A 25,946-nucleotide genomic window follows, 5' to 3' on the forward strand; every position below is an offset into this window, starting at 1 on the left:
GCCCTGATGGCCTCTGCCGCCGTTCATCGCACCGAGCACACCCTGACCGTCGACGCGCCGGCCGGCGTCCTGTACGGCCTCGTCGCGGACGCCACGCTCTGGCCCGCCGTGTTCGAGCCGACCGTGCACGTGTCACACCTGGAGCGTTCGCCCGGGTCCGAGCGCTTCGAGATCTGGGCCGAGGTGAACGGCCGGGTGGCGCACTGGAGTTCCCGCCGCGTACTGGACCCCGTACGGCGCTACGTCTCCTTCCGCCAGGACCACAGCACCCCGCCCGTCACCGCCATGTCCGGTGGCTGGCTCTTCCGGGAGCTGCCCACGGGGGAGACAGAGATCGTGCTCCGGCACCGGTTCACCGTGGCGGACGACGACCCGGACGCCGTCGCCGCCGTCTCGGCCGCACTCGACCGCAACAGCGCCCGGGAACTCGGCGCGCTGGGCCGGCTCGCCGCCGGCGGGCACGGCGTGGAGGAACTGGTCTTCTCCTTCACGGACACCGTCGAACTGGCCGGTACGGCGGCGGAGGCGTACTCCTTCGTCGACCGCGCCGACCGGTGGCCCGAACTGCTTCCGCACGTCGCCCGGGTGAAGCTCGTCGAGCCCGAACCCGGCGTGCAGGAGCTGGAGATGGACACCGTCACCTCCGACGGCGCCCAGCACACCACGCGCTCGCTGCGGGTGTGCCGGCCGGGCCGGTGGATCGGCTACAAGCAGGTCGCCACGCCCGAGCTGATGACCGGGCACAGCGGGCTGTGGACCTTCGCCGACACCCCGTCGGGCGCCGTGGCGACGGCGACGCACGTGGTCGTGCTCGCCCCGGACGCGGTCACCAAGGTCCTGGGCGGCGACGCCACGCTCGCCGACGCGCGCGCCTACGTCCGTGAGGCGCTGGGCCGCAACAGCCGCACCACGCTGGAGCATGTGGCGGCGGTACGCAGCTGACACCCGGGTCCCGCCCGCGCGGGGCCCGGACGTGACACGGCAGGTGGGGCGGCCCGACCGGGGCCGCCCCACCTGCCGTGTCCGGAGCGCCGAGGCGCGGGAACGCCGATGTGGCGCCGTCCGCGCGAGCGGACGGCGCCACCTCCCGTACCAGGTGTTCCTACGAACCGGCCGCGGCCGCCGCCGCGCCGCGGAAGCCCTCGGCCGCCGCCGGGAAGCCGAGCGCGACATGCGTCGTGGCCGACGTGATGTCGCGCCACGGGCGCTGGGCCGGATGCGACGCGGACTGGCCGCGCGTCCCGTACGCCCGCACCACCCGCGTGGCCGCCGTGGTCAGCAGCTCGGCCGCCACGGCACAGTCCCGGGTCGCCCGCGCGGTCGGCAGCTGCCCCGTCCGGCCCCGGTCGGCCTCGGCGGCGGCCCGCTCCAGCAGCAGTTGGGCGGCGTCCACCTCGGCCCCGGCCCTGACCACCTCGGGGCGCGGCGCGGTCCAGTCCGTCCAGCCGCCCACCAGAGCGCGCGCGGCGCCCAGGACCGGCCCGGCGAACGCGAGCCCGTTGACCGCCTTGTGCGGGACCCGGACGCACGCGGGCCCGCTCTCCCGGCCCCGCATCAGGTCGGCGTGCGCGAACGACAGCCGCGCGGGGACGAGGACGTCCCGCGCCACCAGCGTATGGCTGCCGGTGGCCCGCATGCCGACGCTCTCCCAGGTCTCCTCGATCCGGTACGCCCGGCGGCGCACCGCGAAGAACCGCAGCTCGCCCCCCGCGCCGCCGTCGGGGCCCGCGGCGCCGCCCGGCCCGCCCGACGCCCGGCCGCACAGCAGGGCCCAGTCCGAGAACTCGACGCCGCTCACATAGGGCCACGCGCCGTCGAGCAGCCAGCCGCCGTCCGTCCAGGTGGCCGTTCCCGAGGGGACCAGCCCGCCCACGAGGAGGGTGTCGGGGCCCTCGCTCCACACCTCGGCGCAGCCCTCCGGTGGCAGGAACGACGCCATCCGGCCGGTCTGCGCGCCCAGGGAGGCGATCCAGGCCGTGGAGGTACAGCCCTCGCCCACCAGGGCGACGGCTTCGAGGAGTTCACCGAACCCGCCTTCCGCGCCGCCCCAGCGGCGCGGCACGAAGTGCCGGGCGAACCCGGCGGCGAGCAGGGCCTTGACCGACTCGGGCGCGAGCCGGCCCTCGGCGTCGGCGCGGACCGCGTGCGCCGCCGCCACCCGGGCCGGGTCGGCGGCCGCCTCGCGCAGTCCCGTTCCCGGCGGAGAACCGGCCGGCAGGGTTTCTACGGACATGTCAGAGCACTCACTCCCGGTTCGGGACGGCGACCCGTCGCCGTCATGTCGTGGGCAGTTCGACGGACTGGCTGTGGTGGAAGACGTTCCGCGGGTCCCAGCGCGCCTTGACCTGCTGCAACCGCGGGTAGTTGTCCTTGTGGTAGAGCCGGTGCCAGGACCAGTCGGAGGTGTTGGCGTCGGGGTCGTGCACACCGGTGTCCGGGTAGTTGATGTAGCAGCCGTCCGTGACGCCGTTCGGGACGGGCACCCCGCCGGTCTCCTTGTACACCGCCCGGAAGACGCCGTTGGTCCAGGCGATGTTCGCGGCGTCGTCCGCCGGGTCCTGCCACATGCTCTGGTAGAGCAGCTTGAAGTGCGAGTCGCGCTGGGCCACCGCCGTCGCGCTCGGGGACACCCGGTCGATGGCCCCGCCCACCAGGTGCAGGATGACCATCGCCATCGGGTTGTCGATGCTGTCGCTGTTCAGCCACTCGTAGATGCGGTCGATGTGCGTGTCGGGCACCGCCCGGCGCACGTACGCGGAGTGGTGGTGGCCGCGGATGGCGGGGTCGGTGACCATCGGGGAGCTGGTGCCGAGGCGCCGGGTGGCCCGCAGCCAGGGCAGCCGGGTGGGTTCCGCCAGCTCCGGGAGCGCGCCCAGCTCGCCCATCGGGCGGACCGCGGCCTCGGCGGTCGCCCCGACACCGTCGAGGATGTGCGTGTGGTAGGCGCGGAACAGCTTCTCCGCGTCCGGCACCGTCGCGTCCATCTGCGCGAACATGCTGATCCCGCCGCTGGAGCGGTGGGTGAAGGGCAGGGCGCCGGCCAGCGAGGCGTACGGCGAGTCGGGCGAGCCGTGCGTCTCGAACCAGGTGCCGACGTTCTGCACCAGCCGCCTGAAGCCCCGGCCGTCGAGCTGGTCCCAGGGCAGCGACAGCGCCTGGACCAGCACCTCCTCGGGCGGCCTCGGCAGCAGCCCGCCCGGGTCGGAGCCGGTGGCACCGGGCGTACGGAACCAATAGCGGGTGATCACGCCGAAGTTGCCGCCACCGCCCCCCGCGCAGCCCCACCACAGGTCGCGGTTCGGGTCGTTCGCCTCCCGCGTGGCCACCACACTGCGCACCCGGCCCGAGCGGTCCACGACGACGACCTCCACGGCGTGCAGGTGGTCGACCGTCAGGCCGTGCAGCCGGGAGAGGAGTCCGTAGCCGCCGCCGGAGACATGCCCGCCGACGCCGACCGAGTAGCACATGCCGCCCGGGATGGTGACGCCCCACCCCTTGTACAGCGCGTCGTACACGTTCATCAGAGTGGCGCCGGCCTCGACGGCGAACGCCCCGCGCTCCTCGTCGAAGGAGACCCGGTTCATCAGGGACATGTCCAGGACCAGGTCGATGTCCTTGTGGAAGACGAAGTCGGCGAGACAGTGACCGCCGCCCTTCACCGATATGCGCTTGCCGCCGCGCACCGCCTCGTCGACGGCGGCCACCACCTGCTCGGTGGTGGAGACCAGGCGGACCTCGTCCGGAGTGCCCACCCAGCGGCGGTTCTGGCCGGTGGTCAGCTCCGTGTACCGCGGGTCGTCGGGCAGCACCCGTACCGGCGCCGCCGGGCTCGTCACGGCCCCCGCCGCCTCCCCGGCACCCGGGGCCGCCGCGGCGCCGCCCGCCGTGAGCAACGGGGCCGCCACCGCGGCGGAGGCCACGGACGCGGCCCCGCCGAGCACTCTTCGCCTGCTGAATTCTCGCTCCATGCTGCTGTTCTCCTCGGTCGCGCGGATGCGGGCGCGCGTAGGGACCCCGCGCCGCGCGCCCACCGCAACACGGCCCGCTCGCAACCGGCTTGAACCGGCCGCCGTACCGGTCCTCCATCGGTTTTCGAGCGGCGGGTACGACGATGTGCTCCGCGTCGGACAGGGCCCCGGACGGGACCGGGACGCGCAGGACGAGGCACATCAGCGGCGGGAGGAATCAGGTGACCGACAGCGACCAGGCGACCGGGAACACGGGCGTGTCGACCGACCTCTACACACGGGTCCAGCAGTTCTACGCGCGCCAGATGCAGGCGCTGGACGGCGGCCGTTTCGAGGACTACGCGGCGACGTTCACCAAGGACGGCACCTTCCAGCACTCGCCGGGCGCCGAGCCGGCCGTCGGCCGGGACGGGATCGTCGCCGAACTGGTCGAGTTCCACAAGCGGTTCGACGGCGACCCCGTGCAGCGCCGCCACTGGTTCAACCACGTCGTGCTGGAACCGCAGGACGACGGCTCGCTCCGCTCCACGGTGTACGCGCTCGTGGTCACCACCAGGCCGGGCGGCAAACCGCTCATCGCCCCCAGCTGCGTGGTGAACGACGTCCTGGAGGTCGAGGGCGGCGCCGTGCTGACGCGCTCCCGCCAGATCGACCACGACCAGCTCGTCTGAGGGAGACGGCAGTGATCCCGTACCGGCGGGTCACCCCCGCCGGGCCCTGGGGCCCGGTCCAGGACGCCTGGGCCGGGGCCGGCCGCGTGGTGGTGTACGGCGCGGCCGAGGCATGGGCGACCGACGCGCTCACCGCCCTGTCGGCTGAGGAGACCGCCCGCGTGCGCGCCCAGCGCAGCGCCGCCGCGCGCGGCCGCTTCCTCGCCTCCCGCCGGCTGCTCCGCCACACGGTCGGCACGCTCCTCGCCGTCCCGTGGACCGGCGTACGGCTCGCGCGCACCCCGCTCGGCCGGCCCGTGCTGCCGGACCGGCCGGACATCGGCATCAGCCTCAGCCACACCGGGGGGCTGCTCGCCGTCGCGGTCAGCGCGCTCGGTCCGGTGGGGGTGGACACGGAACGGGCCGGGCGGCCCACCGGACCGGAGCTGGCCGGCCGGGTGTGCGCCCCCGGCGAGCTGCTCCACCTCGCGGGACTGCCCGCGCGGGACCACGCGGACGCCGTGCTGCGCCTGTGGACGCTGAAGGAGGCGTACGTCAAGGCGCTGGGCACCGGACTGCGGATGTCCCTGCGCGGCATCGGTTTCGACACGATCGGCGGGCCCTCGCCGAGCGGACCGCGCGGCTGGTCGTTCACCACGCGGGAGGTCCGCGTATACGTCGATGGTGGTGCCGGTGGTGCCGGCACCTCGTACCACGTGAGCGCGGCCCACCTGACCAACGCCCACGCGACGGCGGCGCGGACGCCCGTGGCACCGGCACGTACCGCACCCGCACCCGTACCCGTGCCCGCGCCCGCGCTCGCGGACCGGCCCGGCGACACCGCCGCCGGCCGGGCCGGGAACACCGCCGCCGGCCGGCGGCTCAGCTCGCGCTCCGCAGCGGGGTCCTCGTGACGGCCTCCAGGGACGGGTCGCCGTTGAGCACCGCCAGGTGCAGCCGCTGCAGCCCCGGGGTCGGCTCGACACCGAGCTCCCCGTTCAGCCGCCCGCGCAGCCGCCGGAACTCCTCCAGGGCGCGCCACGGGCTGCCCGCCCGGTAGAGCGCGGTCATCAACTGCGCGCACAGGTTCTCGTTGAGCGGGTGGCGGGCGCTGAGCATGCGCAGCTCGGGGAGCAGGGAACTGTGCCGCCCCAGCCGCAGATCCGCCTCGATGCGCTGTTCGAGCACGGTCAGCCGGGCCTCCTCCATGCCGATCACCTCGAGTTCGAGGGCGGGCCCCTTGGGCACGTCCGCGAGCGCCGCGCCGCGCCACAGCGCCAGCGCCGTACCGAGCAGCGTGGACGCCGCGTGCGCGTCACCCGTCTCCAGTGCCCGGATCCCACGGGTGGACAGGTCCTGGAACTCGGCCAGGTCATGACCCTGGCTGGGGGCCACGAGGCGGTAGCCGCCGTACGCCGTGGCCAGGACGTCCTTGGGCGACGGGCCGCCCCGCTCGCCGTCGGCGCCGAGGGCGGCGGCGATCCGCCGGCGCAGTTGCAGGATGTACGTCTGCAGGGTGGTGGCCGCACTGCGTGGTACGGCGTCCCCCCAGACCTCCTCGATCAGGGCCCCGACCGGCACGGCGTGCCCGGGGCGGAGGGCGAGCAGGGCGAGTATCTGCTTGGGCTTGTTGGCGGTCGGGACGATGGACATGCCGTTGTAGTCGATGGCGAGCGGACCCAGGACCCGTGTCTGCACCGGTTGTCTCCGTTCTACGAGGCCCAGCGGCGGGGCATGACCCGGAGCCTGGCATCGAGTGCCACACGGTTCCCAGAGCGTCCGGCACGAGTTCCCCCGTGAACTGCGCATGCCGGGGTATGCGTTTTTCACAGCGGTCCGTGATCAGTCCCTCTCGCACAGTGCGTATGCCCGCGCGCTGCCGGTGTACATCCGGACCACCCAGGTGTTCGGGACGCGCGAGGACGGCGCGTTCATGTCGACCGGGCCGGCCGGCGCTCCGTCGGGCCGGGCCGTGGGCTCCGACTCGTAGCCACCGCCGACCAGTTCGGTGCCCTTCGGGCAGGTGGCCTCGGACGGCGCGCCCGTCGCCCACTTCCCCGTCACCACCACGGGGACGTCATCGGCCAGGGCCGGCGCGGCGCCCGCCGCGCCGAGCCCCGCGGCCAGCAGGCAGCACAGCGCGGCGCCGCGGGAGAGGGACGGCCGCGTACGACGGTTCTTCGGCATTCGGTACTCCTGAACAGGTCGGGGGTTCCACGGGGGGGCGGCCGGTGCGCGCCGTCGTCCGGCAGGCGGGGACGGCCGGGGCGGCCGGGCCCGAGGCCATGTGCCCGTGCGACACCGGTCATCCGGCGCGTGCGCCGTGTATTTCACCCCCGAGCCGTACGAGAATCGCACGACCGGCCCCCCGGCCCCCGGCCTCCAGGCCCACCGCGCACCGAGCGAGGAGAGTGCCATGAGACGTCCGTGTCCGACCACCGACGTTCCGGACGCACGGGACCCGCGGGACCCGTCGCTCCGACACGCCCGACAAGCCCGACCGGACCGACGTCCCGGGGGGCGGTGACGGCCGTGCTGCGCATCCACTTCACGGGCGAGGACCTGCGCAAGGTCACCGTGGCCGACGGAGTCGATCCGCTCTGGGAGGTGCTGCTGGGCCTGCACGCGGTGCAGGAGCGCGGTGCCGACTCCCTGGCGTTCGCGGAGTGGCGCCGCCGGTTACGCATACCGGCGGCGCGCTCGACGTCCGTGCGGCTGCTGACCGAACTGGCCCGCCCCTGGGGCTATTCGCCGGACTTCCTGACCCCCGGCCGGGCGGAGGAGGGCTTCGAGGCCGGCCTGGACCGGGTGCTGTCCACGCCCCGCGCCCGGCTGCGGACGGAGTTCTCGAACCTGGCGGAGGAGAGCCCGCCCACCGCCTGGACGCGGGCGCTCGGGGACGGCGAGCCCGCCGCGCTGCGCCGCCTCGGGGAGGCGCTGAGGACGTATCACCGCCTGGCCCTCGCGCCGTACGCCGGCGCCATCCGGGCCCAGACCGAGGCGGATCGCGCCCGGCGGGCGCAGGCCCTGCTCGGCGGCGGCGTGGACCGGCTGCTGGCCGAGCTGCACCCGAGGGCCGAGTGGCAGGCCCCGGTGCTCCAACTGCCCGTCTACACCGACCAGGACATCCACCTCGGCGGCCGTGGCCTGGTGCTCGTGCCGTCGTACTTCTGCCGTATCCAGCCCATCACGTTGCTGGACACCGACCTGCCGCCCGTCCTCGTCTACCCCCTGTCGCCACGGCTGGAGGGCCGGCTGACACCCGACTTCTCCGGCCTGGACGACGAGGCGTACGCGGGGGAGGACGCGGCCCGGGTGGACCCCGTCGTCGCGCTGCTCGGCAGGACCAGGGCCACGGTCCTGGAGGCCTGCGCGGTGGAGGGGACCACGACGGACCTCGCCCGGCGGGTCGGGGTCGCCGCACCGGTCGTCAGCCGCCAGACCAGCGTGCTCAGGGACGCCGGGCTGGTCGCGAGCGAGCGGTACGGCGGATCCGTACGGCACCGGATCACCCCGCTCGGCATAGCCCTGCTCAACGGCGAGTTGCCCGGCTGACGCCGGACCGGACCGGACCGGCCGGTCGATGGGGACGCGGGCCCGGCCAGGGGCATTGCGTCTGGGGGCAAACCCTGGATCCGGCGGCCCGCACGCGCGACAGTGTTCGAGCGTCGAGCGGACGGGCCCAGCGTGACCCGCACCCGCTCGACGGTGGGCCCCAGGCCACACGGGGGAAACGGGCGGCGACGGGGCAACGGGGGAACGGGGGAACGGGGGAGGCGTCGCCGCGCCGGACGGGGGTACGGCGCGGCGACGCCGCGCCGCTCCTGGCCCGCCGCGCGGACTCGTCGGTGACCTGACGCGGCGCCGGCGCCGCCCACCTGTCACGGAGGCTCGGACGGAGCCCGCCCGGCGCGTCACGGACGGCGGAGCGGCCGGAACGGCCGGACGGCGGAACCGTACGGCCCTCGCCGTGCGCGGCCGGCCGCGTGGTCCGGGCGCGGGGGATCCCCACCGGCACCGGTGAACGCGCGGCCCCTCCCGTACGTACGACGGGGCGGAGCCGTACACCCGTGGGATCAGGAGCGCGCCGATGACCCGTCATGTCCGTCGCCACACGGCCGCGATCGCGGCCCTGGCCGTCGCCTCGGTGCTGACGGGCTGCGGCGGGACCTCGGATGACACGCCCAAGGGGGCGGCGTCCGCCTCCGCGCCGGCGTCCGCTTCCGGGGCCCCCGCCGGGTCCCCCTCCGCCGGGCCCGAGTCGGACGATGCCGCCGAGTCCCCGAAGCCCGCGAGCATGGAGAAGCTGGCGGAGGTCGTCGGCTGCGAGCCCGAGGAGCGCGGCAAGACGCTCGACTACCGGCAAGGCGTGTGCCGGACGGACAGCGGCCAGTACGTGATGCTCACCTTCGACACGGACAAGGGCCAGGAGGACTGGCTCACCTACGCGCAGGCGTACGGCGGGATCTACCTCGTGGGCAAGCGCTGGGTGCTCTCGGCGGAGCCGCGCGCGGCCATGGAGGAGGTCCGGGCCGAACTCGGCGGGACGATCGAGGAGACCGGCGCGTTCGGCGCGTCGCCCGGCGCCTCCGACGGCTCGTAGCCCTCCGCCGGATCGACCAGGCGGTCCAGCGCCTCCTCCACCTCGGAGGCGACCTGGATGACGACGCGCTCGTCCGGGCTGATGAACCCGTCGGCGACCATGTTGTCCAGCAGGGTGAGCAGCGGGTCGAAGAAACCGCCCCGGTTGACGAGGACGAGCGGCTTGCGGTGGATGCCCAGCTGGTTCCAGGTCGCCACCTCCAGCAGCTCGTCCAGCGTGCCGAAGCCGCCGGGCAGCACCGCGAAACCGACCGCCAGCCGGTACATCAGCGCCTTGCGTTGGTGCATGGTCTCCACGACGATCACCTCGGCGCGCGACTCGTCCGGCCGCTCCCGCTCGTACAGCTGCCGGGGGATCACCCCCGTGACCGGGGCCCCCGCCTCCAGCGCGGCGTCCGCGACGGCGCCCATGATGCCGACCCCGCCCGCGCCGTAGACGAGCCCCGACCCGCGCCGTGCGAGCGCCCCGCCGAACTCGGCGGCCAGTTCGAGGTGCTGGGGCCGGGCACCCGGCCGGGCCCCGCAGAACACCCCGACCCTCGCCACGCCCGACTCGGCACACGCTGTTGGCATGGACGCGTCCGCCACCTGTGTCACATCCGGCTCCTGTTCATTCGGCTGCCATGCGTACTCGAATGAATACAGTAAGTGAGATCGCCTCTGCTGGGCCGGGCCGCCCGCTCCTCTTGTCTTGCTGCATAAGGGATTTAATAGCTTTAAACACCCGAAAGAGTTAATTCCCGGATCTTCTGAGTTTGGTCAGGGCATACCGGTATCGGCAAGACGTTTGTCTACGAGATGCGGAGGCTTGCCGATGGTGCCTGCCATGCAACGGGACGCGCGGGAGCGGTTCCTGGCCGACGTCCATGTCGGCGTCCTGGGGGTCACGGACACCCGGGGCGAGAGCGCGCCGTTGCTCGTGCCCGTCTGGTACCGGTACGAGCCCGGCGGCGACGTGGTCGTGCAGACCGCCCGGTCGGCGGTCAAGACCCGGTTGGTCGAGGAGACCGGCCGGTTCAGCCTCTGCGTGCAGGACGAGACGGCGCCGTACCGGTACGTCAGCGTGGAGGGCCCGGTCGTCTCGGTCGCCGACCCGGCGGACGCGGCCGAGCGCGAGGCCACGGCCCACCGCTACCTGGAGTCCGACGACGCTCGGGACTACCTGACGGCGACCGCCCATCAGCTCACCGAGGACGTCACGCTCCGGATGCGTCCTGAGCGCTGGCGCACGGCCGATTTCGCGGCCTTCGCCGCCGAGTTCGCCGGTTCCGACGGCAACCGCTGATCCGCCCCTCCCACTTGCCGGAAGGCATTCTCCGCATGAGCAATACGCTCCCCCGCCCGGACATCCGCACGGGCCTGTCCACCCGCTCCCGGCTCCCCGGCCCGCCCCCGCGCGTCTATCCGCGCGACCGCAGCCTGCCCGAGCTGTTCGAGGACCGGGCCCGGTCCGCGCCCGAGGCGCCCGCGGCCCGGTACGGGGACACCGTCCTGACCTACGGCGAACTCGGTGCCCTGTCCGACCGCCTCGCCGCACGGCTGCTCGCCGCGCACGTGGCACCGGGATCCGTCGTGGGAGTGTGCGGCAGCCGCTCCCTGGAGGCGCTGGTCGCCTTCCTCGGCGTCCTGAAGGCCGGCTGCGCCTACGTCCCCCTCGACGAGGACCACCCGCCGGCCCGGCTGCGGGCCATGGCCGAGGACGCGGGCGTGCACACCGCCGTCGTCCTGCCCGGCGGCACTCGCCGCATCCGCGGCCTGCGCACCCTGATCGGGGTCGACCCCGTCGCGGCCGGCGCGTCCGGGGCCGACGCCTCCCCGGGCCGTCCGTCCGGGGCGGACGAGCGGGCGGCCGTGCCCTGGCCCCCGGCCGGTACGGCGCTGCCGGCCGCGCGCGCGGCCGACCGCGCGTACGTGATGTTCACCTCCGGCTCCACCGGCCGGCCCAAGCCCGTCGCCATCCCGCACCGGGGCGTCGCCCAACTGGTCCTGGCCGACGCGGAACTGACCCCGCCCGGACCGGGCGACGGGGTGCTGCACGGCTACGGACTCTCCTCCGACGCCTCCACGATCGAGATCTGGAGCGCCCTGCTCGGCGGCGCCTGCCTGGTGCTGGTGGACCGCGCCGAACTGCTCTCCCCGGCCGCCCTGGAAGACCGCTTCCGGGCCCAGGGCGTGACCGTCGCCTACCTCACCACCAGCGTCTTCCACCATGTGGCCAGGACCCGCCCCGCGGCCCTCGAACCGCTGCGGTTCGCCTCCGCCGGCGGCGAGGCGATGGACCCCGCCCTGGCCAGGGCCGTCCAGGAGGCGTGCCCGCACACGACCCTGGTGAACTTCTACGGGCCCACCGAGAACAGCGTCGTCTCCACCGCCCACGTCCTGCCGAAGCTCACCGGCGACGAGGAGTCGGTCCCCATCGGCCGGCCCTTCGCCGCCTCCACCTGCCATGTGCTGCGCGCGGACGGCGGCCCCGCCGCACCGGGCGAGGAGGGCGAGCTGTACGTCGGCGGCGACGGCCTGGCGCTGGAGTACATCGGGGACCCCGAGCTGACGGCCCGGCGTTTCGTCGACGCCCCGCACGAGCCGGGCGGCCGGCTCTACCGGACCGGCGACCGGGTCGTCCGCACGGAGGACGGACTGCTCGTCTACCGGGGCCGGCTGGACCGCCAGGTCAAGGTGCGCGGCCAGCGCATCGAACTGGACGAGGTGGAGGCCCGGCTGCGCTGCCACGACGAGGTCGGCGAGGCAGTGGTCGAACTGCGCGCCGACGCCCTCACCGCCTACCTCACCCCGGCGCGCCCCGGGGGCACGGTGCCGGTGGACGAGCTGCGGCGGTACTGCGTGCAGTGGCTGCCCGCCCAGGCGGTGCCGACCCTGGTGCCCCGCGACCGGTTCCCGGTGACCAGCGGCGGCAAGGTCGACCGCAAACGCCTGCTGGCCGAGACGGCGGCAGGGCCGGACCCCGCCGGGGCGGCGGGGGCGACCCCGGCCGACGGATCCGTCCAGGGCTCCGGGACGGCGAAGACGGCGGCACGGACCACGCCCGCCGGAAAGATCACGGGAGTGCTCGACGCGCTCGCCGAGGTGTGGCAGCTCGTGCTGCGCGTCCGCCCCGCCCCCTCGGACAACTTCTTCCACATCGGCGGCGACTCCCTGCTGGCCGCCGAAGTGGTCACCCGTACGCTGGCGTTGCTCGGCCTGGACGCCTCCCTCGGCAGCACCCTCGTCCGGGCGCTGCTGACCGATCCCACGCTGGAGGGGTACGCGGCGGCCGTCGGCGCGCACCGGGGCGGCGGCGCGGGCGCGGGCCGGACGGGGGCGGGGGGCCCGGGCGCGGACATCGACTTCGAGCGCGAGACCGAGCTGGGCTTCACGCTGCCGCCCGCCGAAGGGCCAGAGCCGCGCCCGGGAGACCCCGCGGACGTCCTGCTCACCGGCGCCAGCGGATTCGTCGGCGCCTTCCTGCTGGACCGGCTGCTGCGGGAGACGACGGCGCGGATCCACTGCCCGGTCCGGGCCTCGGGTCCCGCCCACGCCGAGCGGCGTGTGCTGGCCGCGCTCACCCGCTACGGGCTGCACGCGGACGAGGCCGCGCGGCGACGGCTGGTCTGCTTCCCCGGCGACCTCGCCGCGCCCCGGCTCGGACTGAGCCCGGAGCACACCGCCGAGCTGGCGGGCTGCCTGGACCTCGTGATCCACAACGGCGCCCAGGTCAACTTCCTCTACCCCTACACGGCGTTGCGGGCCGCCAACGTGGACGGCACCCGGGAGATCGTCAGGCTGGCCGCCCCCCGGCGGGTGCCGGTCCACTTCCTGTCCACCGTGGCCGTCCTCGCGGGGTTCGGCGCGGAGGGCCGCCGGGAGGTGGACGAGGACGTCCCGCTGGCCCACGCGGACCGCCTCACCATGGGGTACGCGGAGAGCAAGTGGGTCGCCGAGGGCCTGCTCGGCCGGGCCGCCCGGCAGGGACTGCCGGTCGCCGTCCACCGGCCGTACGAGGTGACGGGCGACCGGCTGCACGGCGCCTGCAACACGGAGACCGCCATCTGCTCGCTGTTCAAGACCATCGCGGAGACGGGCCTGGCCCCCGACATCGCGCTGCCCATGGACTTCGTGCCGGTCGACCATGTCGCCGAGTCCGTCGTGCACATCGCCACCCGGCACCCGGCGACCGGCCGCGTCTACCACCACACCAACCCGCGCCCGGCCGTCCTGGGCGACGTGCTGGCCCGGATGCGCGCGGCGGGCTGCGAGATGACGATGCTGCCGTACGAGGAGTGGGTGAGCGAGCTGGTGCGCCATGTCGCCGCGAACCCGACCAGCCCCACAGCGCCGTTCGTGTCGCTGTGCGTGGACCGGGTGAACAAGGGGGACATCTCGGTCAAGGAGCTCTATCTGGAGGACATCTTCCCCCGGCTGAGCCGCCGCAACACGGAAGCGGCCCTGGCGGGCAGCGGCTTCGAGTGCCCGCCGGTCGACACCGCGCTCCTGGACCGCTATCTGGAGTTCTTCTTCACCTCGGGCTACATGCCCCGCCCGGGACCGGCCACGGACGCCGTGTCACGGGAGGCCGCTCGGGCCGTGCAGGTCCTGGCGGAGTCGGTGGAGTCGGTGGGTTCGGCGGAGCCGGAGACCGCGGGGGCGTCCACGGGATAGCCGGTGCGCGGCGCCGCGGGCCGGGGGACCGGGGGCCGGGCGGAGCGACCACGCCGCCGCCCGGCCCGGCTCGTGTGCGGTACGGGCCTGACCGGTGCCGTACGGGGCCGGCTCGTGCCGTACGGGCCCGGCCCCTGCCGCACCGGCTTCGCGACCGTACCCGCCGGGACGGTTCGGGGCCCCGGGCCGTACCACCCGTGCCCCGGCCCCGGGCGCCGTGTTCCGGGACCGGGGCGGTCGGGAGCGGGGCGCCCGGGGCCGTACCGGGACCGTCACCAGCGCACCGGAACGGCCTCCGGCAGCAGCACCGCGTGGTCCTCGCGCCAGCGGATCTCCTCCGGAGCGACCGCGAGCCGCAGCCCGGGCAGCGCGTCGAGCAGCGCCCGTACGGCTTCCTCGGTCTGGGCCCGGTTGAGCGCGGCGGCCGGGCAGAAGTGCCGTCCTCGGCCGAACCGCAGGTGCGGCACCGGCGGGCGGTCGATGTCCAGGCGTTCGGGGTGGTCGAAGACCGCCGGGTCACGGTTGGCGGCGTCGGTCGAGATCAGTACCAACTCCCCGGCCCGCACGGTGACTCCGCCGACCACGGTCTCCGCCGCGGCGACCCGCGTGATGGAGTCCCCCAGCATCACCGACCACCGGTACAGCTCCTCCAGTGCCCGGGGCAGGGCCTCCGGCTCCCGGCGAAGCCGGGCGGCCAGTTCGTGGTCACGCGCCAGCACGAGCGCGCACAGCGCCAGGAAGGCCGCCGGGTTGCCGAGCCCGGAGAGGAAGAGGAACACCGCGATCTCGACGAGGTCGTCATGGCCGAGCGGGCGGTCGGAGGAGCGGTTCAGCGCGACCAGGCGGCCGAGGAGCCCGTCCGTGCCGATGACGGCCATCCGCTCCTCGAAGTGGTGCATCGCCTTCGTCCAGTCGTCGAACAGATGCTCCTCCATCGCCCTTCCCGTGGCCAGCAGGCCGAACCAGCCGGCCAGTTCCGGGGCGTCGCGCACCGGCAGGCCCAGCAGCTCGCAGGTGACCTCGGCGGCCCAGGGCAGCGCGAAGTCGGCCACCAGATCGGCGGGTTCGCCCCGGGCGAGCATCCGCGCGAGCAGGGTGTCGGCGATCTCGCGCACCCGTTCCAGGGACACGTGAGGCTGTCTGGGCCCCATGCCCTTGACGGCCTCTTCCCGCAGCCCGGCCCCGCGCAGCATGTGCATCGTGCCGACGACCGTGAGCGGCGGCGGCTCCTTCTCCTCCCGCGGCATCGCGGGATCCGCGGCCCTGCTCCGGCTGAGCAGGGGATCCTTCAGGGCCTCGCGGGCCGCGGCGTACCCGGTCACCAGCCAGGCCGGCCAGCCGCCGTTGGTCACCACACGGGTGACCGGGGCGTCGGCGAGGAAGCCCCGTAACGCGTCCGCCAGCTCGTCGCCGCGGAAACCGAACGGGTAGTGGGGGAGTTCACCGGCACGGGGCATACACGTCTCTCCTCGGAACGTCGAAGCGGCTCGGAACGGGACTTTCGCGACACGCTCTGACATGGCCTGGCCCAGGCCCTCCCGTGATAGCCGCATTACTCGCGCGACGGGGGGCGAGGACGGGGAAGACCACCCACAGGAGTGGTCCTTTCCCACGCCCGGGGGTGCCCGGGCACGTCATCGGCATACCGCGGTCCATCGCCCGGACGGGGGAACGCGGGGCGAGTCCCCGCCATGACCGGTGCCCCCGAGGACACGATGGTTCTTTGCCGTGCCCCGCTCCCCGAAGTACGTGCTCGTCCCGAGTTCGCCTTCTTCCCGAAGCGCGCCTTCTCCACTTCCCATTCCCCTGTTCCACATCACCGGGGGCACGGCGGGTCCGGGAGGCCGACATGCGGATCCTGCTCCTCGCGAGCGCCTTCAACAGCCTGACGCAGCGCGTCTACGCCGAACTGGCCGACCGGGGCCACAGCCTCGACGTCCATCTCGCGGTCGGGGACGATCCCCTGCGCGACGCGGTACGCCGGCACGCGCCGGAGCTGATCATCGCCCCGATGCTCAGGGCCGACATCCCCCGGGACGTCCGCTCGGCGCACACCTGCCTGATCGTGCACCCCGGCCCGCCGGGCGACCGCGGCCCCTCCAGCCTGGACTGGGCGATCCACGAGGGACGTACCACCTGGGGGGTGACCGTGCGCCAGGCCGAGGAGGAGATGGACCGCGGCCCGGTCCGGGCCTTCGTCCCCTGCCCGCTGCCGCCGGCCGGCAAGAGCGACCTGTACCGCAACGAGATCTCCGACGCCGCGCTGACGGCCGTGCTGCGCGCCATCGACGTCCGTACGTCGGGCGGCCACCCGCCGAGCCCTGGGCCCGCCGGGCCACAGGGTGCGCCCGACCGCCCTCGGCCGTACCTGGACCAGCGGGTACGACGTGTCGACTGGCGGAAGGACACGACGGTCACGGTGGTGAGGAAGCTGCGGGCGGCGGATTCCCGGCCGGGGGTACTGGACACGCTGTGCGGCGAGGAATGGTTCCTGCACGGCGGCCACCCGGAGGACGAACTGCGCGGCGAGCCTGGGGCGTTGCTGGCCACACGCGCCGGCGCCGTCTGCCGCGCGACCGTGGACGGCGCCGTATGGATCCCCGAACTGCGGGGCGGGCGCCGCGCGGGCGGGCCCCTGCCCCTCAGGCTCCCCGCGACCCTGGCGCTGGGCGCCCGGCCGGACGCCCTCGCCGGCCTGCCCGAGGTGCCCGCGCCGCTGCATCTGCCGGAGCACCGGCGGACCTGGAGCGACATCCGCTACGCGGAGGACGGCCCGGTGGGCTTCCTGCGGTTCGCCTTCCCCGGCGGTGCGATGAGCACCGACCACTGCCGACGGCTCTCCTCCGCCTACCACTACGCGCGGTCACGTCCGACGTCGGTGCTCGTACTGGGCGGCGGCCGGGACGTGTTCGCGGGCGGGCTGCACCTGCGTGTGATCGAGGCCGCGGCCGACCCCGCCAAGGAGTCCTGGGCCAACGTCAACGCGATGCACGACCTGGTGGAGCGGATCCTGACCACCACGGACCGGCTCGTGGTGGCGGCGATCGGGGGCAACGCGGCGGCGGGCGGCGCGATGCTGGCGATGGCGGCGGACGAGGTCTGGTGCCGGGGCGGTTCGCTGCTCAACCCGCACTACCGGTGGATGGGGCTGCACGGCTCGGAGTACTGGACGTACAGCCTGCCGCGCCGGGTGGGGCGGCCGGCGGCCGTACGCCTCACCCAGCGCGCCATCCCCGTGACCCCGGCCATGGCGAGGCGGATCGGGCTGGTGGACCGGGTCCTGGGCGTCGCGCCGGGGGAGTTCGCGGCGGAGACCGTCCGGCAGGCGCGGACGCTCGCCGCGACGGCTGACGTGCAGGAGCGGATCGCGGCGAAGAAGGCCGCGCGGGACCGCGACGAGGCGGTCAAGCCGCTCGCCGCCTACCGGGTGGAGGAACTGGAGCTGGCGCACAAGAACTTCTTCGGGCGGGGCGAGCCGTACCACGCGCTGCGCGCCGCATTCGTCCGTGAGCGGCCCGTACGGACCGCGCCGCCGCACCTGGGGGCCTGACGGCCCGGCTCCGGGGCAGGGGGCGAGGGACCAGCCGCGACGGGCCGGGGGAGACGGCGGGTCAGGAGAACATCGCCCGCGCGCCGTTCGCCGGTTCCCCGCAGCACGAGCCGCCGCTGCGTCCGCACACCCGCGTGAGCAGCGCGGCGGGATCGGGGTCCTTCTGGAGCGCGGGCAGCAGCAGCCCCCACAGATCGTGCAGTTCCTCCTCGATCTGCCGGCGGCCCTCCAGGGCGTCGGAGACGGTGTGCAGCCCGAAGAACGCGCACACCAGTCCGTACGCGGCGACCTGCGGACGCACCCCGGGCGCGAGGTCGCCCTCCGCGCGTGCCTCCGTCAGCAGCTCGGCGACCGTCTCCAGCCAGCCGACGAAGGGGCGTGGCAGCGCGGCGTCGATGGCCCTGCGCTCGCTCCAGAGGCGGGAGCCGGCCCGGATGATCACATCGTCGCGGAAGGCCCGGGCGACCTCGAAGCTCAGGGCCACGAGCCTTTCCAGCGCCGGGTGCCCGGTGGCGCGGTAGCGGTCGATCAGCGCGGGCCAGGTCGCGAAATGTTCCTCCACGATCGCCAGGGCGAGATTCTCCTTGCTCGCGTAGTGGAAGTAGATGGCGCCACTGGTACGTCCCGACCGTGCGCTGATATCGCTGATGCTGGTCCCCGCATACCCCCGTTCGTCGAACAGACGTGCCGCCGTCTCCAGGAGAAACCTGCGCGTCGTTTTCGCACGAACCTGCTCAGCCCGAACCCGCACGTGGATACCCCCGCACATCCCCGGTCGATGAATGACCGCCCGTCATGACAGAGCGCAATGTAGCGCTTTTCGCCGGGGGCTGACGGACGCGTCCGGGGGTGCGCTTCCCGCGGAATTGCGGTGTTCTTGTCGCATGAAGATATCGGTGGGTGGTCCCGTCGAGGGAATCCGGCCGCTGTCGTGGTCACGCACCGTCGCCCGCGAGCTGGTGCACCGTACCTCCGTGGCGGAGGTGCTGCTCACCGATGTCCGGCGGCTGGCGGACGGCCGGTACGTGGCCGCAGCCTGCTGGCCCCGGTCCCACCCCACCTTTCCGCGGGACGGCGACGGGCGGCACAGCCCGCTGATGGTCGTGGAGACACTGCGTCAGCTCGGCATCTACATTCCGCTGCGCTACCTCGCGGTCTCGGCGGACGCGCACGCGCTCATCACCGATCTGCGGTACGCCATCGACCCGATGACCGAACCGCGCGCGGAATCCGGCGCGACCGGAGTCACCTGTCTCGTACGGGCGAGCGAGGTGCGCCGGGCTTCCGACGGGACGGTCTTCGGGCTGCGGCTGCACGTCTCCTGCCTGGCCGGCGGGGTGCTCTTCGCCCGGGCCGGGGGCGGCGCGCGGTTCCTGGACCCCGTGCGGTACGAGGCCGTACGGGAGGGGCGGGCGCACGGCGCGGCGCCCCTCCCGGCCCGGTCCGACGGCGGCGTCCGCCCCGATCCGCGCCGCGTGGGGGCGGCCGGGCCGCGCGACCTCGTGATCCGGACGGACGGAGGCCGGGCCGGCGGGCACCCGGTCCTGGTGGAGCCCGTGGACCCGCACCATCCGTTCTTCTTCGACCACCCCACCGACCATGTGCCGGGCATGGTCCTGCTGGAAGCCGCCCGCCAGGCTGCGGCGTTCGAAAGCGGTGGCGTCCTGCTGCGCCCGACCGCGGGCCGGCTGACCGCCGCGCGGTTCGTCGAATACCGGCCGCCCGCACGCGTCCTGTGCGTTCCGCGCGACACGGCCTGCGTCTTCCGATTTCTCCAGGACGGGCAACAGAAAGCTTTCGGTGTTCTGCGGTATGAAAACCTGAATAATCAGATAGAGACACTTAATGTGAATCCTTGACTACCGAGAGTCGGATTCTCTAACGTAGCGATCGTTATGTTCTTGGGTCACGGGAACCGGCCTTCGGCAAAGGGCCGTGCCCGCCCGGAACCGCGCCCGCTCGTCAGCGGGTAACCCACGTGCCCGCACTGCTCCGCGTCGTCGCGCCGGCCGGCGCTGCCGCTTTCCGGGCTCGCTGAACAGAAAGCAAAGCGGATGACAGACCGACGCATCCTTTCCTGGACTCCCGCGGCCGTTGTTTTCGACTGCGACGGCACTCTCATGGACACCGAAATCCACTGGCAGGACGCGCGTGTCCGCGTCCTCGACGAGTACGGATCCACCCCGGCGCCGACGTTCGCGGAGCGGGCCAAGGGGCTCCACTACACCGAGTGCGGGCGCCTCATGGCCACCGAGGCGGGCCGCCCGGAACTCACCGCCGAGATGACCGGCAAGCTGCTCGCGCACTTCGTCGACCTCGTCACCGGCGCTCCCGTGACCATGCCCGGCGCGTGCGAACTCGTCGCGGACGCGGCCACGTTCGCACCGCTGGCCGTCGCCAGCAACTGCCCGAGGGAAGTGGTGGAGTCCTGCCTCGGCACGGCGGGGCTGCGCTCGCACTTCGCGCACATCGTGGTGCCCGACGACGAGATCCGGCCCAAGCCGCAGCCGGACGTCTACCTCACGGCCGCGCGGCTGTGCGGCGCCGATCCGGCCGAGACCCTGGCGGTGGAGGACTCGCACGTCGGGATCCTGGCCGCGCAGCGGGCGGGCCTGCGGGTCCTGGGCGTAGGACCGCGGCCCGGGGAGCCCACGCTGGAACTGGTGGACCTGTGGGTCCGCTCGCTGGCCGAGCCGGAGGTACGGGACTGGGCGGGCGCCCGCATCCCGGCGCAGGCGTCGGGCTGAAAGGGGCGCCCGGCCGCGCTGGGGAGGGGCCCGGGAGGGAAGCGCGGCCCCGCGGCCGGGCGTCGCCGGGACCGGGTCGTACGGCCGTCCACGAGCGGACCCGTACGGCCCGGCTCCGGTGGGCCGTGAACCAAGGGCCGGTGGCACAAGGTGACACAAAGGGCCGCTGACGCGGCGGCCGGTGACGCGGGGCCGCGGGGCGGGCGGCCGTGCGTGAGCGACGGGAAGGCGCGCCGTCGGCGTGTCGGCCTACCATGAATGCCATGGCTCATATCCGCCTGAAGACGGCCGTGTCCCGGCCGTCTCGGACACCGGGGAGGCCGTCGAATGGATGAGGAACGGGCCGGCCGACTCGTGGCGGCGCTGCGGACCCGGGGCGTCATGGCGCACACGGCCCACCTCGGGGTGTACCAGTTCGGGATACAGGTCGTGCTCATGGAGGGCGGCGAGGCCGTCTGGGACACGGACGAGTCCCTGGGGCTGCGGGCGGAGGTCGTCGAGGACGGGGTCCTGGTCGGCTTCGTCCCCCAGATACCCGGCTCCGAGGGCTTCACCGACGAACAACTGGTGGAGGCCGTCGCCGCCACCCGCTACGACAAGGAAGGGCTGCACCCGCCCACGGACACCCCGCCCGGGGGCCGGCCCGGGGTCCGGCCCCCAGGGCCGACCCCGTCTCCTCCTCGTCCGTCCTCGCCCCGCGGTTCTCCGCCGCCGCCCGGCCGCCGTGGTTCCCGGTTCCCCCGATGGCCCGGCCACCGAGGTTAGGGGGCTTCCCTTCCCGTGGTGGTCGCGGCGCGCGCGGGCGGCGGGACGTCAGGCGCAGCGCTCGTTGACGTGGCCCTTCTCCCCGGCCGGGACGACATCCCGGTCCCGGAGCACGATCGACAGCCGGTCGCCCCACCGGTCGCACGCCGTGGTGAGGTCCTGCGCGCGGTACTCGATCACCAGAACCCGGTCGTCGTAGGCGTCGGCGTACGCGTCGCACTCGTCGTAGCGCGCGCACTCCTCCGCCACGGCGAAGTCGAAGCCGATGCGGGCGCGCTGTCCCACCATGTCCGCCGCGTTCTTCTGGCCGATGGCCAGGCCCGCCCCGTGCGCGCGGTCGGCCAGCAGTTCGGCGAAGGCGGCGGCCTGATCGCGGTCGAGGAGATCGTCCGAGCGCAGGTACGAGTCCAGGTTGTCGATCTCGACGGCGTCGAAGCCCTTCTCGGCGCAGCCCTCGATCCAGCCGCCGACGTAGTGGGCCAGTTCCTCGCGCCGTTCGGCGGTGGAGGTGTCGAGGAGCGGTTCGTCCCAGTCCTCGTCGACGACGAGTTCGCCGTCCGCGTCACGCAGCAACAGGCTCGAGTGGTTCTCGCGCCACCAGTCGACGGCGTCCGGCTGGGTCTGGTAGCCGTTGACGTAGCAGATGTTGTACGCGCCGGGGGCGGGCTTCGCCGTACGGTCCCTGACGACCGTCCACACGCCCTCGGGCGGCTCGTACGGGCCGCCCAGCTGGTAGTCGAACGCCGCGCGGGTCTCCGGCGGCCGTATCTCCCCGTCACCGGTGTCCCGGTCGGCGCCCGCCCCGGAGCCGCTCGCCTCCGAGCCGCCCTGGGGCGCCGGGTCCTTTCCGGGATCCGCGCTTGCCGAGCACCCGGTCAGCACGAGTGCCAGGGCGACCAGCGGCGCCGCGAGCGCGGCCGGGGCGGGTCTGCGGAGGCGGGGCAGGGGGAGGTGGCGCACGGAGGTCTCGCTTCCGGTGGTGGTGCGACGGACCCGCCAAGTCTTCCACCAGCGCTTGACCGGCACGGTCCGCACCCCGGCGTCCGCCGGACGGTCCGGCGGACGGGCGGGCTCTCACACGGTCAGGAGGGTCTGCCCGGCCGCCCGGTCGACGGGCAGGAGCGCGTCCGGGACCGGGGGCCGGCCGAGCAGGAGGCGCAGGACCGCCACGTGCATCGCCTCCACCGGCGCGACCGTGGCCGCGGTCCTGGCGCCCGCGGGGTCCTTGACCTCGAACGCCGCGAAGAGACAGGTCTGCGCGGCCTGTTCCTCCAGCTGGAGCGCCAGCTTGGCGACATCGCTCACGTGGCCGGCGTGTTCCAGGGCCGAGGCGACCTCCCGCTGGTTGGACAGCGGGACGCCGGTGAGGGGCGACCGGCCCGCGCCGGTCAGGACCCCGTTCCATGCCGTGGCGTGGTCGGCGTGCTGGGCCATGGCCTTGGTCAGGAAGGATTCCAGCGCGGCCGGTACGGAGCCCAGCCGGCCCGTCCTGAGCGTGGTCAGCGCCGCCGCGTAGACGCCCACGGCCTGGTGTTCCAGGGCGGCCGACAGGGCGACGAGCCGTAGATCACCGGTGTAGGCGGCGTCCGCGCCCGGCTGTGGCGCCGGCGGTGGGGGAGACGGGAGCGATCCGGGGGCCCCGGGGACTCCAGGAGCCCCCGGGGCTCCTGATGGTCCCGGTCCTGCCACCGCCCCCAGGGCACCCGGTGACCCGAAGGTGCTCGGCAGTCCGGTGGCCGGTGCCCCGGCTGTCCGGAGTCCTTCGGGCGCGCAGGCGCCCAGCAGGAGTCCGGTCCCCAGGCCTCCGGCCGCCCGCAGGAGCAGCCGTCGGCCGGGACCGGGGGCGGTGTCCGGGCCGGGTCCGATGGCGGTGGCGGTGTCTGCGCCGATGGCGGTGCCGGTGACGAGGGTCCTGCCCGTACGCCGGGACGGATCGCCTCCACGGTCCCTGGTCATCGCGCCCCGCCAGCGGAGAGGGGCGCGACCGGCAGGGCCAGGGCGGCCGGGGCCGGCGGCGTGCTGGGACAGAAGGTCTCCGGGAACCCCGCGTCGCCCACGGACGCCGGCAGACCGGCGGCGTCCGTGGGCAGCGCGGTCAGAGCGTCGTCCCCCGCCGCGGACAGGGCCTCCAGAGCCAGCAGCACCGCCCGGTGCTGGGCCTCGACCGGGGCGATGGCCCCGAACAGCCGCCGCAGCCGGGGGTCGTCGGTCTCGCCCACGTTCTTGGTGTACGTCCGCGCGGCCAGGTCCTCCAGCGCGAGCAGGAGTTTGATCAACTCGGTCGGGGTGCGTACCGCGCGCAACGACCTCTCGACCGGCCGGGCGTAGGCCGGGTCGGTACCGCGCCGTGCGCTGCCGCCGGCCCGGACGGCGGCAGCGTCGAACCGCCTGGCGTGCTCCTCGTGATGGCGGCGCGCGCCGTCCAGGAGGTTCGTGAGCGCGCGGCCGCCGTGTTTGACGAACGGCAGGGAGCGGGCGGTCCGGTGGACGGAGACCGCCAGGTTCTCCAGCGCCGCCGCCGCGCTCAGCGCCGCGATCTCGTGGGCGGTGCCACGCGCCGCGGCGGACGTGGACGACACGTCGGGTGAGGGCGCGGCGGCGGCCCGCCGCCACCGGCCGCCCGGGCGCCCCGCGGTCTCGCGGACCCACCGGGCGCCGGCCTGTTCCGGACGACCCATCTCGTACCCCGTCTCTCTCGGCGCCCCGCGCCGCCGCGGGCCTCGCACCGACACATTCGCCAGCGGGCCGCCGGAGAGCGCCGACCGCACCGGCACGGCCGGGGGTGTTTCACCCCCACGGCCGAAGCCGCGCCCGGTGCTCGCTCACTCCTTGACCGCCCCGGAGTTGGCGCCGTTCACGAAGTAGCGCTGGAAGCAGAAGAACAACGCCGCCACCGGCAGCGTCGACAGCAGGGCCGCCGCCAGCTTCAGCGGGTACTGCGTACCGCCGCCGAGCCCGCCCGAGACGAACCGCGCGAGTCCCGTGGTGAGCGTCTCGTACTGGCCGGACTGGGTGGCCACGAGGAAGTGCGTGAACTCGTTCCACGAGCCCTGGAAGGCCAGGATCGTGACGGTGATCAGGGCGGGCCTGGCCATCGGCAGGACCACGGACCAGAAGATCCGGAACACGCCGGCCCCGTCCACCCGCGCGGCCTCCTCGACCTCCGGCGGCACCGACTCGAAGAACTGCTTCATGATGAAGATGCCCGCCGCGTCCACCAGCAGGGGAAGGACCATGGCGGAGTACGTGTCGAAGATCCCGAAGGTGTTGAGCACCAGGAACTTCGGGATGAGCAGGGCCACCGGCGGCACCGCCATCACCGCGAGCACGAAGCCGAACAGCAGCGAGCGGCCCGGGAAGCGCAGCCGCGCCAGCGCGTACCCCGCCATCGAGTTGAACAGCACCCGGCCCGCCGTGACCAGCACCGCCACGAAGGCCGAGTTCCCCAGCCAGCGCAGGAACGGCACCCCGTCCGCCGACTCGCTCAGCCCGAACAGCCGCTGGTAGGCCGCGGTCGTCGGAGGAGAGGGAATCAGCGAGAGCGGGTTCGCCGCGGCGTCCGGGTCCGTCTTGAACCCGGTCACGAGCTGGAGCACGAACGGCAGCAGGTACAGCAGCCCGATCCCCACCACCAGGCCGTACCCCAGCACCCGCAGGGGGAGCGGGAACCGGCCGAGGACGGGGCGGCCCTGGTCCCGGACGGCCCGGCGCTCGCGGACCCGCGCGTCCCGGCCGGACCGCCGGTCGGCCTTCTCCACGGCGGCGGTCCTGGCGGTCATCGGTTCCTCCCGGCACGTGTGCCGCGCTCCCGCAGCGCCCAGCGCTGGAACGCGGTCAGACACAGAATCAGCACGAGCAGCACGAACGCGATGGCCGCGCCCTGGCCGAAGTCGGCGTTGTCGAAACCGGCCGAGTACGACAGGAAGGCCGGCGTCAGCGTGGTGTTGCCCGGGGCGCCCTGGCCCATCACGTACACCTGGTCGAAGACCTGCCAGGTGGCGATCAGCCCCAGGGTGAGCACCAGGAACAGCACGGGACGCAGCGCGGGCAGCGTCACGTACCGCAGCATCTGGAAGCGGTTCACGCCCTCCAGCGCCGCCGACTCCTCCAGCTCCCTCGGGATGTCCTGGAGCGCCGCGAGGAAGATCAGCATGAAGGTGCCGGAGGTGGTCCACACGGCGAGCAGGATGATCGTGCACATCGCCACGGACGGTCCTGACAGCCACTCGAACCAGGACAGTCCCATGAAGGAGTGCTCGGCGAGCGCCCCCGTGGGCCGGTCCGGGTCGACGATCCCGAGGCCGCCGAGGGCCAGGGAGAGCACACCGCGCGAGTCCGCGAACCAGTTCGGGCCCTTCACCCCGATCCAGGACAGCAGCGTGTTGACGGCGCCACTGCCCTGGAACAGGAAGAGGAAGACCGTGGACACGGCGATGGAGCTGGTGACCGACGGGAAGAAGAAGGCGGTGCGCAGGGCTCCCCGCGCGCGCAGCAGCTTCTGGTTGACGATCAGGGCCAGCAGCAGCGCCAGTCCCGTCTGGAGGGGCACGGTCAGCAGGACGTAGTAGGCGTTGTTGCGCAGGGCGGTCGCGAAGAGCGTCCGGTCGAGTCCGTCCTGTGTGAACAGCGTCCGGTAGTTGTCCAGGCCCACGAAGTCGGCCTGGGCGCTGAACGGATTGGACTGCCCGTCCCAGCGCAGCAGGCTCACCCACAGTGCCATCAGGATCGGCAGCACCAGGAACAGGCCGAGGATCAGCACCATGGGGCTGACGAACAGCCAGCCCCAGGCGCCTTCACCGCGACGCCCCGCGCGCGGGGCGCGGGCGCGGGACGTCGCGGTCGAACCGGTCCCACCGGGCGTGTCAGGTTCGCCCGATGAGCCGGTCGTTCGGGAGCCCTCGTCGGTGCGAGAGGCTTTCCGGCCCGTGGTGGAGGCCGTACGCGCGTCCGTACCGGATGCGCCCGGCGTACCGGGCGTACGGGCCGTGCGTGTCGTGCGGAAGGACAT

At 74.0% G+C, this 25,946-nt stretch carries 22 protein-coding genes; 10 read left to right on the forward strand and 12 right to left on the reverse strand.

All coding sequences use genetic code 11. The features are described 5' to 3' along the window. The first annotated feature begins 6 nt into the window (after nt 1-6). Nucleotides 7-942, forward strand: a complete 936-nt coding sequence (locus tag ACU6P3_RS26660; RefSeq protein ID WP_447194433.1) for an aromatase/cyclase — start codon at nt 7-9, stop codon at nt 940-942. Between the two features lie 160 nt (nt 943-1,102). Here ACU6P3_RS26660 and ACU6P3_RS26665 read toward each other — a convergent pair whose 3' ends face one another. Both ACU6P3_RS26665 and ACU6P3_RS26670 read right to left on the reverse strand, forming a co-directional pair. Further along, a complete protein-coding gene (locus tag ACU6P3_RS26665) occupies nt 1,103-2,233 on the reverse strand; it encodes an acyl-CoA dehydrogenase family protein (protein WP_447194434.1) in 1,131 nt (376 codons plus the stop codon). A gap of 43 nt (nt 2,234-2,276) precedes the next feature. Further along, nucleotides 2,277-3,968: an FAD-binding oxidoreductase gene (locus ACU6P3_RS26670; protein ID WP_447194435.1), complete on the reverse strand. Its 1,692-nt coding sequence runs from the start codon at nt 3,966-3,968 to the stop codon at nt 2,277-2,279. 221 nt (nt 3,969-4,189) lie between these two features. On the opposite strand from ACU6P3_RS26670, the gene ACU6P3_RS26675 reads away from it, so the two are divergent. Beyond that, nucleotides 4,190-4,639, forward strand: a complete 450-nt coding sequence (locus ACU6P3_RS26675) for a nuclear transport factor 2 family protein (protein WP_447194436.1) — start codon at nt 4,190-4,192, stop codon at nt 4,637-4,639. A gap of 11 nt (nt 4,640-4,650) precedes the next feature. Further along, nucleotides 4,651-5,532 (forward strand): 4'-phosphopantetheinyl transferase superfamily protein, encoded by an 882-nt coding sequence (locus ACU6P3_RS26680; RefSeq protein ID WP_447194437.1) that lies wholly within the window; start codon nt 4,651-4,653, stop codon nt 5,530-5,532. Here ACU6P3_RS26680 and ACU6P3_RS26685 read toward each other — a convergent pair. Further along, nucleotides 5,501-6,316 carry an AfsR/SARP family transcriptional regulator gene (locus tag ACU6P3_RS26685; protein WP_344281675.1) on the reverse strand — a complete coding sequence of 272 codons (816 nt, stop codon included), beginning with the start codon at nt 6,314-6,316 and terminating at the stop codon, nt 5,501-5,503. The genes ACU6P3_RS26680 and ACU6P3_RS26685 overlap by 32 nt on opposite strands. A 144-nt stretch (nt 6,317-6,460) precedes the next feature. Continuing rightward, complete coding sequence (locus ACU6P3_RS26690; protein WP_447194438.1) at nt 6,461-6,805, reverse strand: hypothetical protein; 345 nt, start codon at nt 6,803-6,805, stop codon at nt 6,461-6,463. A 345-nt stretch (nt 6,806-7,150) separates the two neighbouring features. On the opposite strand from ACU6P3_RS26690, the gene ACU6P3_RS26695 reads away from it, so the two are divergent. Next, complete coding sequence (locus ACU6P3_RS26695; protein ID WP_447194439.1) at nt 7,151-8,173, forward strand: ArsR/SmtB family transcription factor; 1,023 nt, start codon at nt 7,151-7,153, stop codon at nt 8,171-8,173. Nucleotides 8,174-9,085: 912 nt separating this feature from the next. On the opposite strand, the gene ACU6P3_RS26700 is transcribed toward ACU6P3_RS26695, so the two are convergent. Next, on the reverse strand, nt 9,086-9,793 hold the full coding sequence (locus ACU6P3_RS26700) for an LOG family protein (RefSeq protein ID WP_447194440.1): 708 nt from the start codon (nt 9,791-9,793) through the stop codon (nt 9,086-9,088). A gap of 253 nt (nt 9,794-10,046) precedes the next feature. On the opposite strand from ACU6P3_RS26700, the gene ACU6P3_RS26705 reads away from it, so the two are divergent. Both ACU6P3_RS26705 and ACU6P3_RS26710 read left to right on the forward strand, forming a co-directional pair. After that, complete coding sequence (locus ACU6P3_RS26705; RefSeq protein WP_447194441.1) at nt 10,047-10,505, forward strand: pyridoxamine 5'-phosphate oxidase family protein; 459 nt, start codon at nt 10,047-10,049, stop codon at nt 10,503-10,505. A 35-nt stretch (nt 10,506-10,540) separates the two neighbouring features. Then, a complete protein-coding gene (locus ACU6P3_RS26710; RefSeq protein WP_447194442.1) occupies nt 10,541-13,876 on the forward strand; it encodes an amino acid adenylation domain-containing protein in 3,336 nt (1,111 codons plus the stop codon). A 272-nt stretch (nt 13,877-14,148) separates the two neighbouring features. Here ACU6P3_RS26710 and ACU6P3_RS26715 read toward each other — a convergent pair whose 3' ends face one another. After that, nucleotides 14,149-15,333, reverse strand: a complete 1,185-nt coding sequence (locus tag ACU6P3_RS26715; protein WP_447194443.1) for a cytochrome P450 — start codon at nt 15,331-15,333, stop codon at nt 14,149-14,151. 392 nt (nt 15,334-15,725) lie between these two features. Between ACU6P3_RS26715 and ACU6P3_RS26720 the strand changes: the two genes are divergently transcribed. Next, nucleotides 15,726-17,426: a hydrogenase maturation protein gene (locus ACU6P3_RS26720; protein WP_447194444.1), complete on the forward strand. Its 1,701-nt coding sequence runs from the start codon at nt 15,726-15,728 to the stop codon at nt 17,424-17,426. Between the two features lie 61 nt (nt 17,427-17,487). Here the strand turns inward: ACU6P3_RS26720 and ACU6P3_RS26725 are convergent, their stop codons facing one another. Continuing rightward, the gene (locus ACU6P3_RS26725; protein WP_447194445.1) at nt 17,488-18,195 is read right to left on the reverse strand and encodes a ScbR family autoregulator-binding transcription factor; all 708 of its coding nucleotides are present in this window, start codon (nt 18,193-18,195) and stop codon (nt 17,488-17,490) included. 115 nt (nt 18,196-18,310) lie between these two features. Here ACU6P3_RS26725 and ACU6P3_RS26730 point away from each other — a divergent pair, with 115 nt between their 5' ends. The 3 genes from ACU6P3_RS26730 (at nt 18,311) to ACU6P3_RS26740 (ending at nt 20,938) form a co-directional block, all read left to right on the forward strand. Continuing rightward, the gene (locus tag ACU6P3_RS26730) at nt 18,311-19,285 is read left to right on the forward strand and encodes a ScbA/BarX family gamma-butyrolactone biosynthesis protein (RefSeq protein WP_447194446.1); all 975 of its coding nucleotides are present in this window, start codon (nt 18,311-18,313) and stop codon (nt 19,283-19,285) included. A gap of 195 nt (nt 19,286-19,480) precedes the next feature. Further along, entirely contained in the window at nt 19,481-20,173 is a 693-nt protein-coding gene (locus ACU6P3_RS26735) for an HAD family hydrolase (protein WP_352087948.1), read from the forward strand. Between the two features lie 327 nt (nt 20,174-20,500). Further along, nucleotides 20,501-20,938 carry a hypothetical protein gene (locus ACU6P3_RS26740; protein WP_447194447.1) on the forward strand — a complete coding sequence of 146 codons (438 nt, stop codon included), beginning with the start codon at nt 20,501-20,503 and terminating at the stop codon, nt 20,936-20,938. Between the two features lie 48 nt (nt 20,939-20,986). Here ACU6P3_RS26740 and ACU6P3_RS26745 read toward each other — a convergent pair whose 3' ends face one another. The 5 genes from ACU6P3_RS26745 to ACU6P3_RS26765 all read right to left on the reverse strand — a co-directional run bounded on the left by ACU6P3_RS26745 (nt 20,987) and on the right by ACU6P3_RS26765 (nt 25,946). Continuing rightward, the gene (locus ACU6P3_RS26745) at nt 20,987-21,898 is read right to left on the reverse strand and encodes an endo alpha-1,4 polygalactosaminidase (protein ID WP_447198079.1); all 912 of its coding nucleotides are present in this window, start codon (nt 21,896-21,898) and stop codon (nt 20,987-20,989) included. Nucleotides 21,899-22,012: 114 nt separating this feature from the next. After that, nucleotides 22,013-22,894, reverse strand: a complete 882-nt coding sequence (locus ACU6P3_RS26750) for a ferritin-like domain-containing protein (RefSeq protein ID WP_447194448.1) — start codon at nt 22,892-22,894, stop codon at nt 22,013-22,015. Further along, complete coding sequence (locus ACU6P3_RS26755; protein WP_447194449.1) at nt 22,891-23,616, reverse strand: ferritin-like domain-containing protein; 726 nt, start codon at nt 23,614-23,616, stop codon at nt 22,891-22,893. Before ACU6P3_RS26755 ends, ACU6P3_RS26750 begins: the two co-directional genes overlap by 4 nt. A 144-nt stretch (nt 23,617-23,760) precedes the next feature. Then, nucleotides 23,761-24,717: a carbohydrate ABC transporter permease gene (locus tag ACU6P3_RS26760; RefSeq protein ID WP_447194450.1), complete on the reverse strand. Its 957-nt coding sequence runs from the start codon at nt 24,715-24,717 to the stop codon at nt 23,761-23,763. Next, nucleotides 24,714-25,946 carry a carbohydrate ABC transporter permease gene (locus ACU6P3_RS26765; protein WP_447194451.1) on the reverse strand — a complete coding sequence of 411 codons (1,233 nt, stop codon included), beginning with the start codon at nt 25,944-25,946 and terminating at the stop codon, nt 24,714-24,716. Before ACU6P3_RS26765 ends, ACU6P3_RS26760 begins: the two co-directional genes overlap by 4 nt.

Source organism: Streptomyces hebeiensis, assembly GCF_052983195.1.

Coding starts and splice junctions, on each gene's coding strand:
- ACU6P3_RS26660 (WP_447194433.1), top strand. CDS start 7: ATGGCCTCTGCCGCCGTTCATCGCACCGAGCACACCCTGACCGTCGAC.
- ACU6P3_RS26665 (WP_447194434.1), bottom strand. CDS start 2,233: ATGTCCGTAGAAACCCTGCCGGCCGGTTCTCCGCCGGGAACGGGACTG.
- ACU6P3_RS26670 (WP_447194435.1), bottom strand. CDS start 3,968: ATGGAGCGAGAATTCAGCAGGCGAAGAGTGCTCGGCGGGGCCGCGTCC.
- ACU6P3_RS26690 (WP_447194438.1), bottom strand. CDS start 6,805: ATGCCGAAGAACCGTCGTACGCGGCCGTCCCTCTCCCGCGGCGCCGCG.
- ACU6P3_RS26700 (WP_447194440.1), bottom strand. CDS start 9,793: ATGCCAACAGCGTGTGCCGAGTCGGGCGTGGCGAGGGTCGGGGTGTTC.
- ACU6P3_RS26705 (WP_447194441.1), top strand. CDS start 10,047: ATGCAACGGGACGCGCGGGAGCGGTTCCTGGCCGACGTCCATGTCGGC.
- ACU6P3_RS26710 (WP_447194442.1), top strand. CDS start 10,541: ATGAGCAATACGCTCCCCCGCCCGGACATCCGCACGGGCCTGTCCACC.
- ACU6P3_RS26715 (WP_447194443.1), bottom strand. CDS start 15,333: ATGCCCCGTGCCGGTGAACTCCCCCACTACCCGTTCGGTTTCCGCGGC.
- ACU6P3_RS26720 (WP_447194444.1), top strand. CDS start 15,726: ATGCGGATCCTGCTCCTCGCGAGCGCCTTCAACAGCCTGACGCAGCGC.
- ACU6P3_RS26725 (WP_447194445.1), bottom strand. CDS start 18,195: ATGTGCGGGGGTATCCACGTGCGGGTTCGGGCTGAGCAGGTTCGTGCG.
- ACU6P3_RS26730 (WP_447194446.1), top strand. CDS start 18,311: ATGAAGATATCGGTGGGTGGTCCCGTCGAGGGAATCCGGCCGCTGTCG.
- ACU6P3_RS26735 (WP_352087948.1), top strand. CDS start 19,481: ATGACAGACCGACGCATCCTTTCCTGGACTCCCGCGGCCGTTGTTTTC.
- ACU6P3_RS26740 (WP_447194447.1), top strand. CDS start 20,501: ATGGATGAGGAACGGGCCGGCCGACTCGTGGCGGCGCTGCGGACCCGG.
- ACU6P3_RS26750 (WP_447194448.1), bottom strand. CDS start 22,894: ATGACCAGGGACCGTGGAGGCGATCCGTCCCGGCGTACGGGCAGGACC.
- ACU6P3_RS26755 (WP_447194449.1), bottom strand. CDS start 23,616: ATGGGTCGTCCGGAACAGGCCGGCGCCCGGTGGGTCCGCGAGACCGCG.
- ACU6P3_RS26760 (WP_447194450.1), bottom strand. CDS start 24,717: ATGACCGCCAGGACCGCCGCCGTGGAGAAGGCCGACCGGCGGTCCGGC.
- ACU6P3_RS26765 (WP_447194451.1), bottom strand. CDS start 25,946: ATGTCCTTCCGCACGACACGCACGGCCCGTACGCCCGGTACGCCGGGC.